This is a genomic window from Leisingera coralii, from assembly GCF_049056525.1.
GTDB classification, from domain to species: domain Bacteria; phylum Pseudomonadota; class Alphaproteobacteria; order Rhodobacterales; family Rhodobacteraceae; genus Leisingera; species Leisingera coralii.
In genome coordinates this window covers 23,043-38,209 of record NZ_JBHUPT010000029.1, presented here as the reverse complement: position 1 = coordinate 38,209, position 15,167 = coordinate 23,043, and the positions used below count along the sequence as shown (strand labels likewise).

The window sequence follows — 15,167 nt, the reverse complement described above, 5'->3', positions numbered from 1 at the left end:
CCCGGACGCCGCCTGAAGGCCAGGTATGCCAACCGGGGCCAAAAACATATCGGAAGGGTGGACGTGTCCGAACCAGCTTCGATTTCTGCAGGCATTGCTGCGCGCTATGCCACGGCGGTGTTCGACATCGCTGAAGAAAACAAGGCGCTCGACAGCCTTGAAACCAGCATCAATGATCTGGCAGCCGCGCTGGCTGACAGCGAAGACCTCAACAGCCTGATCCACTCGCCGCTCCTGTCGCGCGAAGAGCAGGGCGCCGCGATCACCGCGGTGGCGGACAAGATGGGCCTGGATCCCGTCCTGCGCAATACCCTTGCCCTGATGGCCGACAAGCGCCGCCTGTTCGTGGTGCCCGCGCTGATCGGCGCGCTGCGCGACCGCCTGGCCGAGGCCCGCGGCGAAGTCACCGCCGAGGTGGTGTCCGCCAAGGCGCTGACCAAGACCCAGAGCGAAAAGCTGGCCAAGACCCTGGCCGAGCGCGTGGGCAAGAAAGTCACCATCAATGCCACCGTCGATGCGTCCATCATTGGCGGTCTCGTCGTTAAAGTGGGCTCGAAGATGATCGACAGCTCGATCCGCTCCAAGCTCAACTCCCTACAGAATGCAATGAAAGAGGTCGGATAAATGGGTATCCAAGCAGCAGAGATTTCTGCGATCCTGAAAGACCAGATCAAGAATTTTGGTCAAGAAGCCGAAGTGGCAGAAATCGGCCGCGTGCTGTCCGTTGGTGACGGTATTGCCCGCGTTTACGGCCTCGACAATGTTCAGGCCGGTGAAATGGTCGAATTCCCGGGCGGCATCATGGGCATGGCGCTGAACCTGGAAAACGACAACGTCGGTATCGTGATCTTCGGCTCCGACCGCGACATTAAAGAAGGCGACACCGTCAAGCGCACCAACTCGATCGTGGACGTTCCCGCAGGCCCCGAACTGCTGGGCCGCGTTGTCGACGGTCTGGGCAACCCGCTGGACGGCAAGGGCCCGATCAACGCCGCGCAGCGCCAGGTCGCTGACGTCAAGGCGCCGGGCATCATCCCGCGCAAATCGGTGCACGAGCCGATGGCAACCGGCCTGAAATCGGTTGACGCGATGATCCCGATCGGCCGCGGCCAGCGCGAGCTGATCATCGGCGACCGTCAGACCGGCAAGACCGCCGTGGCTCTGGACACCATCCTGAACCAGAAGACCTACAACGACGCCGCAGGCGACGACGAGTCCAAGAAACTGTACTGCGTCTACGTCGCTGTCGGCCAGAAGCGTTCGACCGTTGCTCAGCTGGTGAAGAAGCTGGAAGAGTCCGGCGCCATGGAATACTCGATCGTGGTTGCCGCAACCGCGTCCGACCCGGCACCGCTGCAGTTCCTGGCGCCCTATGCCGCGACCGCGATGGCCGAATACTTCCGCGACAACGGAAAGCACGCGCTGATCATCTATGATGACCTCTCCAAGCAGGCCGTGGCCTACCGCCAGATGTCGCTGCTGCTGCGCCGTCCGCCGGGCCGTGAAGCCTACCCGGGCGACGTTTTCTACCTGCACTCCCGCCTGCTGGAGCGTTCGGCAAAGCTGAACGAGGACTTCGGCGCCGGCTCGCTGACCGCTCTGCCGGTCATCGAAACCCAGGGCGGCGACGTGTCGGCGTTTATTCCGACCAACGTGATCTCGATCACCGACGGCCAGATCTTCCTGGAAACCGAACTGTTCTACCAGGGCATCCGCCCGGCTGTGAACACCGGTCTGTCGGTTTCGCGTGTGGGCTCCTCGGCCCAGACCAACGCGATGAAGACCGTTGCAGGCCCGGTTAAGCTGTCGCTGGCCCAGTACCGCGAGATGGCGGCCTTTGCCCAGTTCGGCTCCGACCTCGACGCCGCCACCCAGCAGCTGCTGAACCGCGGTGCGCGCCTGACCGAGCTGATGAAGCAGCCGCAGTATTCGCCGCTGACCAACGCCGAAATCGTCTGCGTCATCTTCGCCGGCACCAACGGCTACCTCGACAAGGTCGACCTCAAGGACGTCGGCCGCTGGGAAGCCGGCCTGCTGTCGCACATGCGCGGTAAAGGCAAGGCAACCCTGGATTGGATCACCAACGAAGATCCCAAGATCAAGGGCGACGCCGCTGACAAACTCAAGGCTGCGATCGACGAATACGCCGCCACCTTCGCATAAGGAGAGAGTCGGGACATGCCTTCTCTCAAGGACCTTAAAAACAGGATCGAGTCGGTCAAATCGACCCGCAAGATCACCAAAGCCATGCAAATGGTGGCCGCGGCGAAACTTCGCCGCGCCCAGGAAGCTGCCGAGGATTCCCGGCCCTACGCCAAGCGGTTCAATGCCGTGATGGCGGGGCTGGCGGCCTCGGTCGGCGGTTCCGACTCCGCGCCCAAGCTGCTCCGCGGCACCGGCTCGGACCAGGTTCAGCTGCTGGTCGTGATGACTGCCGAGCGCGGTCTGTGCGGCGGCTTCAACTCGAACATTGCCAAGCTCGCCCGCCAGAAGGCGGCCGAGCTGAAGGCCGCGGGCAAGACGGTCAAGGTTCTGACCGTCGGCAAGAAGGGCCGCGACGCCCTGAAGCGCGACCTCGGCAGTGATTTCGTCGGCCATGTGGACCTCAGCGAAGTCAAGCGCGTCGGCTATGCCAACGCGCAGGCGATCGCCAAGGACATCCTGACCCGGTTCGATGCTGGTGAATTCGACGTTGCCACGATCTTCTACTCGGAGTTCGTCAACGTGGTGACCCAGATCCCGACCGCGCAGCAGATCATCCCGGCTTCGTTTGAAGCTGAGGAAGGCGAGAGCTCTGGCGCCGTCTACGACTACGAGCCCGGCGAAGAGCGGATCCTCGCGGACCTGCTGCCGCGCGGCGTGGCGACCCAGATCTTCGCGGGGCTGCTGGAAAACGGTGCATCCGAACAGGGTGCCCGGATGAGCGCGATGGACAACGCAACCCGCAACGCGGGCGAGATGATCGACAAGCTGACCATCGAGTTCAACCGCTCCCGCCAGGCCGTGATCACCAACGAGCTGATTGAAATCATTTCGGGCGCTGAGGCGCTCTAAGAGACAACCGGAGACCAACAAATGGCACAAGCAAAAGGCAAGGTGACCCAGATCATCGGCGCCGTTGTGGACGTCCAGTTCGACGACCACCTGCCCGCAATTCTGAACGCGCTGCACACCGAGAACGAGGGCAAGACCCTGGTTCTGGAAGTGGCCCAGCACCTGGGTGAAAACACCGTCCGCACCATCGCAATGGACGCAACCGAAGGCCTGGTGCGCGGCCGGGAAGTGACCGACACCGGCGCCCCGATCTCGATCCCGGTCGGCAACGCAACCCTGGGCCGCATCCTGAACGTCGTCGGCGAGCCGGTGGACGAAAAGGGCCCGGTCAACGCGACCGAGACCCGCGCCATCCACCAGCCCGCACCCGAGTTCAGCGACCAGTCGACCGAGTCCGAAGTCCTGGTGACCGGCATCAAGGTCATCGACCTGCTGGCCCCGTACTCCAAAGGCGGCAAGATCGGCCTGTTCGGCGGCGCCGGCGTGGGCAAGACCGTTCTGATCATGGAACTGATCAACAACATCGCAAAGGTGCACTCGGGCTACTCCGTGTTCGCCGGTGTTGGCGAGCGGACCCGTGAAGGCAACGACCTGTACTGGGAAATGATCGAATCCAACGTGATCAAGCCGGACAACCTGGAAGAATCCCAGGTGGCCCTGGTCTACGGTCAGATGAACGAGCCTCCGGGAGCCCGTGCCCGTGTTGCGCTGACCGGCCTGACCCTGGCCGAGCAGTTCCGCGACCAGTCCGGCACCGACGTTCTGTTCTTCGTGGACAACATCTTCCGCTTCACCCAGGCCGGCTCGGAAGTGTCCGCTCTGCTCGGCCGTATTCCTTCGGCTGTGGGCTACCAGCCGACCCTGGCCACCGACATGGGCGCGATGCAGGAACGCATCACCTCCACCAAGAACGGCTCGATCACCTCGATCCAGGCCGTTTACGTTCCCGCGGACGACCTTACCGACCCGGCACCGGCAACCACCTTTGCCCACCTGGACGCGACCACCGTTCTGAACCGTGCGATCTCCGAGCTCGGCATCTACCCGGCCGTGGACCCGCTGGACTCCACCTCCCGTCTGATGGACCCGGCGATCGTTGGCGAAGAGCACTACAAGGTTGCTTCCGACGTTCAGCAGATCCTCCAGCGCTACAAGTCGCTGCAGGACATCATCGCCATCCTCGGCATGGACGAACTGTCGGAAGAGGACAAGCTGACCGTTGCGCGTGCGCGTAAGATCCAGCGTTTCCTGTCCCAGCCGTTCGACGTTGCGAAGGTCTTCACCGGCTCCGACGGTGTCCAGGTTCCGCTGGAAGACACCATCTCGTCGTTCAAGGCTGTTGTGGCCGGCGAATACGACCACCTGCCCGAAGGCGCCTTCTACATGGTTGGCGGCATCGACGAAGTGATCGCCAAAGCCGAGAAGATGGCTGCGGAAGCCGCCTAAGAACGGATTTTCCCCCGCGCCCCCGCGGTGCGGGGGGACCCTGAAAGGAGGCCCCAATGGCACAAACGATGCAATTCGACCTCGTGAGCCCCGAGCGCGCCCTGGCGTCGCTGCAGGCCAGCGCGGTTCAGATCCCCGGGTCCGAGGGTGACATGACGGCGATGCCTCAGCACGCGCCGACCATCACCACCCTGCGCCCCGGCGTGCTGAAGGTCGAAAGCCCCGAAGGCAACTCGGAGTATCTGGTGACCGGCGGTTTTGCCGAAATCGCAGGCGACAGCCTGTCGGTTCTGGCCGAGCGCGCGATCCCGATGGCCGAAATGACCCGCGATCAGATGAACGAGCTGATCGAGGAAGCCCGCGTGATGTACAAGACCGCGAAAGAGGAAGACCAGCCGCACGGCCTGGTCGAGGACGCAGCCAAGCTGCTCGCCGACATGGAAGCCCTGGGCACCCATATGTCCCTCTGATCCGGTTTTGGATTGCTACACTAAAGACCGGCTCCCTTTGGGGGCCGGTTTTCGTTTGGGGGATCGCCAGGCCGCTCCCGCCGTTTTCCTGGGAGGAAAACGGCCAGGAAAATTGATAATTTTCCTAGCCGGAGTTTTGTAAAACTCCGGTCGGCGCTGCCGCCGCTTCACGGACCGGTGACATTTCGGTGAAGCGAAGGTTCTTAACCTGATCCTCATCAATTTTCCAAAAAATCGATGGGAGCCATCAATAAACCAACTGCAGGATTCCCCGTGACCGATTGGACCTCCGGCTATGTCGCCGGCATCGACTACACCTTCGACTTCCACCAGCAGCTGACACCGGCTCTGCTGGCTTTCGGCGCCATGCGCCAGGGCCACCGGCACGGGCTGGACCGTCCCGGCGCAACCTATTGCGAGCTGGGCTGCGGCCAGGGGTTCTCGGCCAACCTGCTGGCGGCGGCGAACCCGCAGATCGAATTCCACGCGATGGACTTCAGCCCCGCGCATATCGCCGGCGCGGCCGAACTGGCGCAGGAGGCCGGGCTGGACAACATGCACTTCCACGAACGCTGCTTCGAGGATTTCGGCGAAACGCCGGGCCTGCCGGAAAGCTTTGACATCATCGCGCTGCACGGTGTCTTCAGCTGGGTGTCCGAGGAAAACCGCGACCATATCACCAGGTTTATTTCGCAGCGGCTGCGGCCGGGCGGCCTGGTCTATGTCAGCTGCAACGCGCTGCCCGGCTGGGCTGCCGCAATGCCGCTGCGCCGCATTCTTGCCAGCCGGGCAGAGCAGGGCAGCGGGCCGCTGACCGGGCGGATCAGCGATGCGATGGGTTTTGCCAGGGAGTTGGAAAAGGCCGGCGCGGGCTACTTTGGACATAACCCGGGCGCGGGACAGCGGCTGAAGCATATGGAGGCAATGCCGGAAAACTACCTGGCGCATGAGTATTTCAACAAGGACTGGACGCCGTTCTTTTTCGAGGATCTGGCAGGCAGCCTGGCGCAGGCCAAGCTCAGCTTCCTCGGCTCGGTGCATCCGCTCGACAATGTCGACAGTGTCCGCTTCACGCCGCAGCAGCAGGCGCTGCTGGATGCGGAGCCGGACCCGGACCGCCGCGAAGGCCTGCGGGACGTGCTGCTGAACGAGCATTTCCGCACCGACATCTTTGTCAAGGGCAAGCTGGCGCATACCCCGCGCGGCGAAATCGGCGCCTGGTTCGCAACGCCGTTTGCGCTCACCCGCACCTACAGCGGCGGCGCGCTGAAGTTCCATCACCGCGGCAAGGACCTGCCGCTGGAGCAGGCGCAGTACGCGCCGGTGCTAAAGGCGCTGGCCCAAGGCCCCGCAACATTGCGCAGCCTGCTGGATCAGGGCGTGTTCGGCGCCATGGACTGGGGCAGCATCGCCCTGATGCTGACGGTGCTGGCGGGCACCGGCATCATCACGCCCTGCCTGCCGCTGGAGGGGCTGGCAGAACGCGCCGCCGCCTGCCGTGCTTTCAACCAGGCTGTCTGCAAGCGGGCCGAGGACAGCGAGGCCCTGCGCTTTCTGGCCTCGCCGGTCACCGGCGGCGGGGTGGAGCTTGACCGGTTCGAGCAGCTGTTCCTGCTGGCCCGCAGCGAGGGGCTGGAAACCCCGGCGGACTGGGCGGCGCTGGCCTGGCGCATCCTGGCGCCGCAGGGGCAGCGGCTGCAGCACGAGGGCAGAGTGCTGGAAACCGAGGAAGAAAACCTCGCCCTGCTGCGCGCCCGGGCCGGAAATTTCGCCGCCCGCCGCCTGCCGCTCCTCGAAAGCCTGGGCGTGACGCTGCCGGACAGCAGCGCAGCGCTGCAGGACAGCGGCGAGGCGCAGGCGCAGGGCGCCGCTGCCTGATCCCCCGCCTGCCGGCAGCGGTCTTGCTGCCGGCTCCGGCGCTGCAGGAAAAGCTGAGCGGCACGTGCCTCATTAGCAATTTGACAAGCACTGCCGGTTACACAGAAACCCGCACTAAACAATCACTGACAGGAACTGAATCGTGTCCTTTGAAGACCGCACGCTGACTGCTCAGACCAGGGGCAAAGAGGCTTACTTTGCCTTGGACGAAGTGTTCTTTTCCCGGACCGATGACCGCGGTGTCATCCGGGCCGGCAACGCGGTGTTCAGCCGGGTCGCCAAATACCCTCTGGAGGAGCTGCTGGGGGCGCCGCACAAGGTTATCCGCCATCCGGACATGCCCCGGGCGGTGTTCCAGCTGCTGTGGGACACCATCAAGGGCGGCGGCACCGTCGGCGCCTATGTCAAGAACCGCGCCAGCGACGGCAGCTTCTACTGGGTCTTTGCCATCGTCACCCCCTGCGAGGGCGGCTACCTGTCGGCGCGGATCAAGCCGACCAGCCCGCTGCTGCGGACGGTGGAGCAGGAATACACCCGGCTGCGCCAGGCGGAACACACCGAAGGGCTGAGCCCTGAGGACAGCGCCGCCCGGCTGCTGGACCGCCTGCGCGAGCTGGGCTTTGCCACCTACAGCGATTTTGCCGGCCACGCCCTGGCGGAGGAGCTGCTGGCGCGCGACGCCGGGCTGCAGCGCCCGGCGGATGTGCGGCTGGCGGAACGCCGCACCATGTTCTCCACCGCCGAACAGCTGGTGCAGGAGACCGAGGCGCTGGTGCAGGAGTTCGAATCCATGCGCACCATCCCGCACAACCTGCGTGTCATCGCCTCGCGGATCGAGCCGGCCGGCGGGCCGGTCACCGTTCTGTCCCAGAACTACAGTTCCATGTCGCGGGAGATGTCCAGCTGGTTCGAGGCCCATGTCTGGGGCAAGAACAGCAATTTCCGGGCCATCAAGGGCACCGTGACAGCAGCCATGTTTGTCGAAGGGCTGGCGCGCATCCTCACCGAATGCGGCCATCAGCTGGATCAGGAAGACAGCACCGCCCTCACCGATATCGCCCGCGAGCAGGCAATCCTGGCAGAACTGACCGAAACCCAGTTCACCAAGGCCCGGGCCAGCCTGCAGGATGTCCGGTTCGAAGCCGACCGGATCCAGAAGGCCTGCCTGACCCTGCACCGCCATTTCATGGCGCTCACTACCACCCGGGTGCTGTGCAAGATCGAATGCGCGCGGCTGGGCCATGTGGGGGAATCGCTGAACTCGATCATCGACGAGCTGGGCCAGTTCCAGGACCGGATCTCGGCGCGGCTGGAGAAGATCTCGGAACTCAGCGCGGCGCTCGCCTGCGACGAAAAATAGGCCGGCGCCGGGGCTATTCCTCCGCCGCCTTCCCGGCCCAGCTCTTGCGGAACGAGGCGGGCGACTGCCCGTAGCGCTTCTTGAAGCGGATCGACAGCTGGGTGGCACTGCTGAAGCCGGTGGCGGCGGAGATCTCTGCCACCGTCATGTTGGTCTCATTCAGCAGCGCCAGCGCCCGTCCCACCCGCAGCTCGATATAGAACTGCACCGGCGAGGTGCCGACATAGCGCTGGAACAGCCGCTCCAGCTGGCGGCGCGAGATTTGCGCGTGCTCCGCCACCACCCCGATCTCCACCGGTTCCTCGATGGTGTCGTGCATGAACTGCATCGCGTTGATCAAATGCTGGTTGCGGCTGCTCAAGGCAACGGAATAGGCCGACTTCTGCAGCGCCTCACGGTTGTTGGAGCGGAAGTGGATGCACATGTCCGACACGATCACCGCCAGATCCTTGCCATGATCGGTCTCGATCATCTCCAGCATCATGTCGGTGGCCGCATTGCCGCCGCCGCAGGTCATCAGCCCGTTGTCGATCTCATAGAGGTTCGCCGTCGGCTCCAGCCCGGGGAAATACTCGGAAAACGACGGCTGGTTCTCCCAATGCAGGGTAAAGCGCTGGTCCTGCAGGATGCCGGCCTGGGCCAGGGCAAAGGCGCCGGTGCAGATGCCGCCAAAGCGGCTGCCATGCGCATTCTGCCGCCGGATCCACGACAGGGCCTTGGGGCTGGCACTGTCGGAGGGCTCGATGCCGGAGCAGATAAAGGCAAAGCTGCCGCGGGGCAGGTCCTCCAGCGCCAGGTCGGTATTGATGCCGATCCCGTTGGAGCAGGGCACCGGCTGCCCGCCCTCGCTGATCAGGAACCAGCGGTACAGCTCCTTGCCGGTCACCTGGTTGGCGATCCGCAAGGGCTCCACGGCAGCGCTGAACGCCAGCATGGTCAGCTTCGGCAGAAGCAGAAAGTAGATGTCTTTTGGCGGCCCGTCGTAATCAACCCGGAAACTGGCCGCACCTTTCGGGACAAAGCTGCGGGGATGCATATCACTAACCTAACAGATGGGATGTTCACTTCAAAACGCGCGCCGGAGGGGAGGCTCCGGCGCGCGGGGCGGTCAGGCGGTCAGCTCGGCCACCGGCTCACCGCTGTCTTCCCAGGCGATGATTTCCTCTTCGCTGGCGCGGGGCGAGAACAGCCCGGTCATCGCATAGAAGATGCCGATCAGCGGCGACAGCCAGCAGGCAAAGGCCAGCGGGATATACAGCAGGTTCTCAAAGTTGCCATCAGCAATACCCAGCGCCAGCGCCGAGATCACGAAGGCGCCGCCTGCGTTCCAGGGGATCAGCGGCGACACCAGGGTGCCGCCTTCCTCGATGGCGCGCGACAGGTTCAGCGGCGAATACTTCATGCCACGGTAAACCGGCGCATACATGCGGCCCGGCAGGGCAATCGACAGATAGGGGTCGCCCGCCACGGTGTTGGTCGCCACCGAGGTCAGGATCGCCGAGGTCTGGATGCCGGCAAAGCTTTTCACCCGGGCAATGATCACCTCGATGATCGCCTGCAGGCAGCCGGTCCGCTCCAGCGCGCCGCCGAACCCCAGCGCAAGCAGCACCAGCGAAATGGTCCACATCATCGACTGGATGCCGCCGCGGTTCAGCAGCGGGTCGATTTCCGCAACGCCGGTGTCGATGGCATAGCCGCTGTTGGCGAATGTGAAGGTCTCATGCAGGCCCGCGCCCTGGCACACCATCGCCATGATGCCGCCGACAACAGCCCCGGCAAACAGCGACGGGATCGGCGGCTGCTTCTTCACGGCGAGGAAGATGACCAGCAGCGCCGGCAGCAGCATCAGCGGCGAGATCCAGAACGCCTCGTCCAGCGCCGCGGTGATCGCGTCGATCCGCTCAAACGACACCTGCGAGGTGTCGATCAGGGTGAACCCGACAACCAGGTAGATCACCAGCGCAATCAGCATCGACGGCACGGTGGTCGGCAGCATGTTGCGGATGTGGTCGAACAGGTTGGTGCCGGTCACGGCAGGGGCCAGGTTGGTGGTATCCGACAAGGGGGAGATCTTGTCGCCGAAAAATGCGCCGGAGACCACAGCGCCGGCGGTCCAGTACATCGGAATGCCAAAGCCCGCGCCAATCCCCATCAGCGCCAGGCCGACGGTGCCCACGGTGCCCCAGGAGGTGCCCAGCGACACCGACACGATGGAACACAGCACCATACCCGCGGCCAGGAACAGCTCCGGCGACAGGATTTTCAGGCCGTAGTAAATCAGCGTCGGCACGGTGCCGCTGGCAATCCAGATGCCGACGATCATGCCGACGGTGATCAGGATCGACACCGACGGCAGCGAGATGTTGATGACGTGGAACACGCCTTCTTCGATATTGTCCCACTTGTGGCCCAGCTTCAGCCCCACCAGCGCGGTGATGGCAATGCCGATGGCCAGCGGGATATGCGGGGTGAAATCCCCGAAATAGAACAGCTGGACCCCCAGAACGGCCAGCGTCAGCACGATGGGCAGCAGCGCCATCCCGAGGCCAGGTTTCACAGTATTCGGATCAATTGGTGACACGGGGTTTCTCCTCCCTTGGGTCAGATCGCCTGTGCGAGGCGGATGCAGATACACACCAGACAACGCCCTCCCGGACTCGATGCCAGCGCGCCGGAATGTTCGTTTTTTGCGACAAAAGGGGTGGAATTCCCTCAGCGGGGAAGTTTCGTTCCTTTGGGGGAATTCTCCCTGGAGACGAAGCCGTAAGCCGGGAAGGGATTCAGGGCCGCAAACCGCCGGGTCTGCAACTGCCTTGCGCAAAGGCAACAGCTGCCGGGACTTTGCGGCTGGTTTCTGGATAAACCTGCTGTATGACTTACTTCGAGAAGCAGGCTAACCGCTTGGGAAACAGCATGAAAAGACTGCGCAACCCCCGCACGGGGGTCGATCAGGGCGATATCGGGATCTTTTCGGATTTCGAGGATGGCGGCGAGATGTGGACCGGCTCCGGCCCGCGCGAGCGGCGCCGGGCGGTGCAGTTTGCCGAGCCGTTTGCCCGCCCGCCCTCGGTGCATGTGTCGGTGTCGCTCTGGGACATGGACACCTCAGCGGCCATCCGGGCAGAGCTGGTGGCGGAAAACATCACCTGCGAGGGGTTTGAGATTGTCTTCCGCACCTGGGCCGACAGCCGCGCCGCCCGCCTGCGCGCCGCCTGGCTGGCCATCGGCGAACTGCCGTATGCCGATGACTGGGACGTCGGTTAGACCTTGGCCGTTAGGCGTCCGGTGCGCAGCAGCTTCCGGAACTTGGGGCACTCCATATGGCTGGGCGCCGGGCAGTCCGCCACATGGCGCAGCGCTTCCCGCAGCATGGACAGCTCGCGGATCTGCGCCTCCAGCGCGTCGGCGCGGGCGTGCAGCTGGTCCCGCGGCAGATCCGGCCGGCCGTCCTGTCCGAACATCCCGGCAATCTCCTGCAGTGAAAACCCGGCCGCCTTACCGAGGGTGATCAGCGACAGCTGCAGCAGCGTTTCCGGCCCGAACTGCCGCCGCAGCCCCTTGCGCCCGATCGAGGTGATCAGCCCGATCTCCTCATAATACCGCAGCGCCGAGGCTGCGACGCCGGAGCGCTCCGCAACCTCGCCGATATCCAGAAGTTTCATCCTTGACCTCAAGCTGGCTTCAAGAAGCAAGGCTGGCACGCCGCGGCGGAACTGGCAAGGCCAGCCCCGGAAACAGGCTTGACTTAAAGTGAACTTCAAGTCGTAGGCCCGCCACAGACGTGACACCAAAACAGCAAAGGCAAAGGGCCATATGGACCACAATTTCATTTTCAGCGCGTTATTTGTCGGCATAGGAGCAACGGCGACCATGGACTTGGGGACACTGGTTCAGAAACATCTGCTGCGGTTCCAAACACTGGACTACGCTCTGGCCGGGCGCTGGCTGGGCCATGCCGTCCGGGGACGCTTCGTTCACCGTCCGATCACGGCCAGCCCGCCTGTCCGCGGCGAACGGCTGATCGGCTGGATCGCGCACTACCTGACCGGCATCGTGTTTGCGGCCCTGTTTCTGCCCGCAGCTGGCCGGGCCTGGATAGATAACCCAAGCCCTTGGCCCGCTCTGGCCTTCGGCGTCCTGACGCTCGCGGCGCCCTTCCTGATCCTGCAGCCGGGCATGGGCGCAGGCCTGGCCGCCCGGCGGACACCCGCCCCGAACAAGGCCCGGTTGAAAAGCCTGGCAACGCATCTCACCTTCGGGGCAGGGCTGTGGCTGTCGGCGCTTTGCCTGGCACAGCTGTAAAACCTGGCGGCCAGGCGCCGGGACAGGCGGCAGCAGCAAAAAGCCCCGCACAATGGCGGGGCTTTCTCAAATCCGGAAACCGGGGCCGCCTCAGCCGCCGTTCGAGTAGAGGTTCTCGTAGATCGGAACCAGCGTCTTGTCCTCGAACAGCGACGACACAGAGGTGCCGTGCCAGATGTTCAGGATCGCCTGGGTAAACAGCGGCGCGGTCGGCACGATGCGGATGTTCGGCGCGGCTTTCACTTCCTCGGTCGGCTGGATCGAGTCGGTCAACACCAGCGACTTCATCACCGAGTTGGACACACGCTCCACCGCCGGGCCGCTCATCACGCCGTGGGTGATATAGGCGTGCACTTCCTTGGCGCCGTTGTCCAGCAGCACCTGGGCGGCCTTGCACAGGGTGCCGGCGGTGTCGCACATGTCGTCGACGATCAGGCAGATCTTGTCCTTCACGTCGCCGATCACGGTCATCTCCGCCACTTCACCCGGCTTCTCGCGGCGCTTGTCGACGATCGACAGCGGCGCGTTGATGCGCTTGGCCAGCTCGCGGGCACGGGCCACGCCGCCGACGTCGGGGGACACCACCATGATCTCGGACATCTGGTCCTTGAACTGGTCCTTCACGTCCAGCGCAAAAATCGGCGAGGCATAGAGGTTGTCCACCGGAATGTCGAAGAAGCCCTGGATCTGCGCCGCGTGCAGGTCCATGGTCAGCACCCGCTCGACGCCCGCGCCGGTCAGCATGTTGGCGACCAGCTTGGCGGAGATCGGGGTGCGCGCCTTGGTGCGGCGGTCCTGGCGGGCATAGCCGAAGTAGGGGATCACCGCGGTGATCCGCTGGGCCGAGGAGCGGCGCAGCGCATCGGCGATGATCAAGAGCTCCATCAGGTTGTCATTGGCCGGGTTCGAGGTCGGCTGGATGATGAACATGTCCTCGCCGCGGACGTTCTCATAGACTTCGACGAAGATCTCGCCGTCATTGAACCGCTCGACGCGGGCATCCACCAGCCCCTGGTCGACACCGCGGTGCAGGCTCATGCGGCGGGTAATGGCTTGGGCAAGAAGAAGGTTGGCGTTCCCAGCAATCAGCTTGGGTTCGTTCAAGGTCGGCATTGGCTGTTATCCCCAGGCAGCAATGGCAATGTGTCAGATTCGTGATATTGAACCCCGCTTATCATGCACTTACCTTCGCGCAAAGTTCTAAGCGGGAGATACATCCTATGGCAGCAATTGATTTCTACTTTTCCACCCTTTCGCCATTTTCCTATCTCGCCGGAACCCGCCCGTGGGAAATTGCGGCCCGCCACGGCGCCGAGGTGACCTGCAAGCCGCTGGACATCCTGGCGCTGTTTTCCCGCACCGGCGGCACGCCCCCGGGCGAGCGGCATCCGGCGCGCCAGGAATACCGGCTGATCGAGCTGGAGCGGCAGGCGGCCAAGCTGGGCCTGCCCATCAACCTCAAGCCCGCCCATTGGCCCACCAATGCGGCCCCGTCCTCCTATGCCATCATCGCAGCCCAAAACGCGGGCGGCGGCGATATGGGTCAGCTGGTCCATTCCATCCTGCGCGCCTGCTGGGCCGAGGAGAAGGACATCGCAGACGATGCGGTGATCCGCGCCTGCCTCGCGGGCGCCGGCTTCGACGCCGCGCTTGCGGACAGCGGCCTCCTGGCCGGCGCGGAGACCTATGCGCAAAACCTCGAGGACGCGGTCAAGGCCGGCGTGTTCGGCGCGCCGTTCTGGGTGACGGCGGACGGCGCCAGGTTCTGGGGCCAGGACCGGCTGGAGGATCTGGACGCCCATCTGGCGGAGGCCGCGGCGTGACGGCTCAGCTGGACGGTATCTTCTCGCGCAGCTTCGGGCAGGGCCCGCGGCCGGTGCTGGCGGTGCATTGCTCGCTGGCCCATTCCGGCGCCTGGCGCGGCCTGGCAGAAGTGATGGCGGAGGACATCACCCTCACCGCCTTCGACATGCTCAGCCACGGCCGCAGCCCGGACTGGGACGGGCAGGGCAACTACCAGCTGCTGAACGTGGAGGCCGGGCTGGCGCTGCTGACCGAACCGGTGGACCTGGTCGGCCATTCCTTCGGCGCCACCGTTGCCCTGCGCATGGCGATGGCGCGGCCGCATCTGGTGCGCAGCCTGACCCTGATCGAGCCGGTGCTGTTTGCCGTGGCCAAGGCGGACGCCCCGGACGTGCTGGCCGCGGTAGAGGCGGACAGCCAGCCCATCGACGCGGCCTGGGCCGCCGGCGATCTGGAGCTGACAACCCGGCTGTTCAACCGCCTGTGGGGGCCGGGAGAGCCGAAATGGCCCGACCTGCCGGAGCAGCTGCGCGCCGCGATGATGCGCGCAATGCCGGTGATCCCGGCCAGCTACGGCACGCTCTATCTGGATGAAAACGCCACCCTGGCTCCGGGGGCACTGGATCCCGTCACGATGCCTGCGCTGCTGGTCACCGGCTCGGACAGCCCGCCGGTGATGGCAGAGATTGCCCAGGGCCTCACCCGCCGCCTGTCCGATGCCCGCGCCGTCTCGGTGCCCGGCGCAGGCCACATGCTGCCGGTCACCCACCCGCAAGAGACCGCTGAACTGCTGCGCCGGTTCTGGCAGCCGGGCTGATCCTTTGCGCTGCCGCTGCAGGCAGGGCAGGATAGGG

Annotated in this window: 15 protein-coding genes; 11 read left to right on the top strand and 4 right to left on the bottom strand. The window is 64.5% G+C overall.

Annotated elements, in window-relative coordinates:
- Positions 1 to 63: 63 nt before the first annotated feature.
- The 7 genes from ACFMBG_RS11005 (at position 64) to ACFMBG_RS10975 (ending at position 8,208) form a co-directional block, all read left to right on the top strand.
- Positions 64 to 624: a F0F1 ATP synthase subunit delta gene (locus tag ACFMBG_RS11005; RefSeq protein ID WP_421054738.1), complete on the top strand. Its 561-nt coding sequence runs from the start codon at positions 64 to 66 to the stop codon at positions 622 to 624.
- Entirely contained in the window at positions 625 to 2,163 is a 1,539-nt protein-coding gene (gene atpA, locus ACFMBG_RS11000) for a F0F1 ATP synthase subunit alpha (protein WP_421054737.1), read from the top strand.
- A 15-nt stretch (positions 2,164 to 2,178) separates the two neighbouring features.
- The gene (locus ACFMBG_RS10995) at positions 2,179 to 3,054 is read left to right on the top strand and encodes a F0F1 ATP synthase subunit gamma (RefSeq protein ID WP_421054736.1); all 876 of its coding nucleotides are present in this window, start codon (positions 2,179 to 2,181) and stop codon (positions 3,052 to 3,054) included.
- Positions 3,055 to 3,075: 21 nt separating this feature from the next.
- Positions 3,076 to 4,500, top strand: a complete 1,425-nt coding sequence (gene atpD / locus ACFMBG_RS10990) for a F0F1 ATP synthase subunit beta (protein ID WP_421054735.1) — start codon at positions 3,076 to 3,078, stop codon at positions 4,498 to 4,500.
- A gap of 56 nt (positions 4,501 to 4,556) precedes the next feature.
- Positions 4,557 to 4,970: a F0F1 ATP synthase subunit epsilon gene (locus ACFMBG_RS10985; protein WP_421054734.1), complete on the top strand. Its 414-nt coding sequence runs from the start codon at positions 4,557 to 4,559 to the stop codon at positions 4,968 to 4,970.
- Between the two features lie 273 nt (positions 4,971 to 5,243).
- Positions 5,244 to 6,848 carry a methyltransferase regulatory domain-containing protein gene (locus ACFMBG_RS10980; protein WP_421054733.1) on the top strand — a complete coding sequence of 535 codons (1,605 nt, stop codon included), beginning with the start codon at positions 5,244 to 5,246 and terminating at the stop codon, positions 6,846 to 6,848.
- A gap of 142 nt (positions 6,849 to 6,990) precedes the next feature.
- The gene (locus tag ACFMBG_RS10975; RefSeq protein ID WP_421054732.1) at positions 6,991 to 8,208 is read left to right on the top strand and encodes a PAS domain-containing protein; all 1,218 of its coding nucleotides are present in this window, start codon (positions 6,991 to 6,993) and stop codon (positions 8,206 to 8,208) included.
- A gap of 13 nt (positions 8,209 to 8,221) precedes the next feature.
- Here the strand turns inward: ACFMBG_RS10975 and ACFMBG_RS10970 are convergent, their stop codons facing one another.
- Positions 8,222 to 9,244 (bottom strand): GlxA family transcriptional regulator, encoded by a 1,023-nt coding sequence (locus ACFMBG_RS10970; RefSeq protein WP_421054731.1) that lies wholly within the window; start codon positions 9,242 to 9,244, stop codon positions 8,222 to 8,224.
- Positions 9,245 to 9,316: 72 nt separating this feature from the next.
- Positions 9,317 to 10,747 carry a Na+/H+ antiporter NhaC gene (nhaC, locus tag ACFMBG_RS10965; RefSeq protein WP_421054855.1) on the bottom strand — a complete coding sequence of 477 codons (1,431 nt, stop codon included), beginning with the start codon at positions 10,745 to 10,747 and terminating at the stop codon, positions 9,317 to 9,319.
- 374 nt (positions 10,748 to 11,121) lie between these two features.
- On the opposite strand from nhaC, the gene ACFMBG_RS10960 reads away from it, so the two are divergent.
- Positions 11,122 to 11,472 (top strand): H-type lectin domain-containing protein, encoded by a 351-nt coding sequence (locus ACFMBG_RS10960; RefSeq protein ID WP_421054730.1) that lies wholly within the window; start codon positions 11,122 to 11,124, stop codon positions 11,470 to 11,472.
- On the opposite strand, the gene ACFMBG_RS10955 is transcribed toward ACFMBG_RS10960, so the two are convergent.
- Positions 11,469 to 11,870: a helix-turn-helix domain-containing protein gene (locus tag ACFMBG_RS10955; RefSeq protein ID WP_421054729.1), complete on the bottom strand. Its 402-nt coding sequence runs from the start codon at positions 11,868 to 11,870 to the stop codon at positions 11,469 to 11,471. The two genes, ACFMBG_RS10960 and ACFMBG_RS10955, sit on opposite strands and share 4 nt — an antisense overlap.
- A gap of 151 nt (positions 11,871 to 12,021) precedes the next feature.
- Between ACFMBG_RS10955 and ACFMBG_RS10950 the strand changes: the two genes are divergently transcribed.
- Positions 12,022 to 12,510 (top strand): DUF2938 domain-containing protein, encoded by a 489-nt coding sequence (locus ACFMBG_RS10950; RefSeq protein WP_421054728.1) that lies wholly within the window; start codon positions 12,022 to 12,024, stop codon positions 12,508 to 12,510.
- Between the two features lie 90 nt (positions 12,511 to 12,600).
- On the opposite strand, the gene ACFMBG_RS10945 is transcribed toward ACFMBG_RS10950, so the two are convergent.
- The gene (locus ACFMBG_RS10945) at positions 12,601 to 13,623 is read right to left on the bottom strand and encodes a ribose-phosphate pyrophosphokinase (RefSeq protein WP_421054727.1); all 1,023 of its coding nucleotides are present in this window, start codon (positions 13,621 to 13,623) and stop codon (positions 12,601 to 12,603) included.
- Positions 13,624 to 13,730: 107 nt separating this feature from the next.
- Between ACFMBG_RS10945 and ACFMBG_RS10940 the strand changes: the two genes are divergently transcribed.
- Together ACFMBG_RS10940 and ACFMBG_RS10935 are read left to right on the top strand one after the other, a co-directional pair.
- A complete protein-coding gene (locus ACFMBG_RS10940; protein ID WP_421054726.1) occupies positions 13,731 to 14,333 on the top strand; it encodes a 2-hydroxychromene-2-carboxylate isomerase in 603 nt (200 codons plus the stop codon).
- Complete coding sequence (locus ACFMBG_RS10935) at positions 14,330 to 15,130, top strand: alpha/beta fold hydrolase (RefSeq protein ID WP_421054725.1); 801 nt, start codon at positions 14,330 to 14,332, stop codon at positions 15,128 to 15,130. Before ACFMBG_RS10940 ends, ACFMBG_RS10935 begins: the two co-directional genes overlap by 4 nt.
- Positions 15,131 to 15,167: the final 37 nt, after the last annotated feature.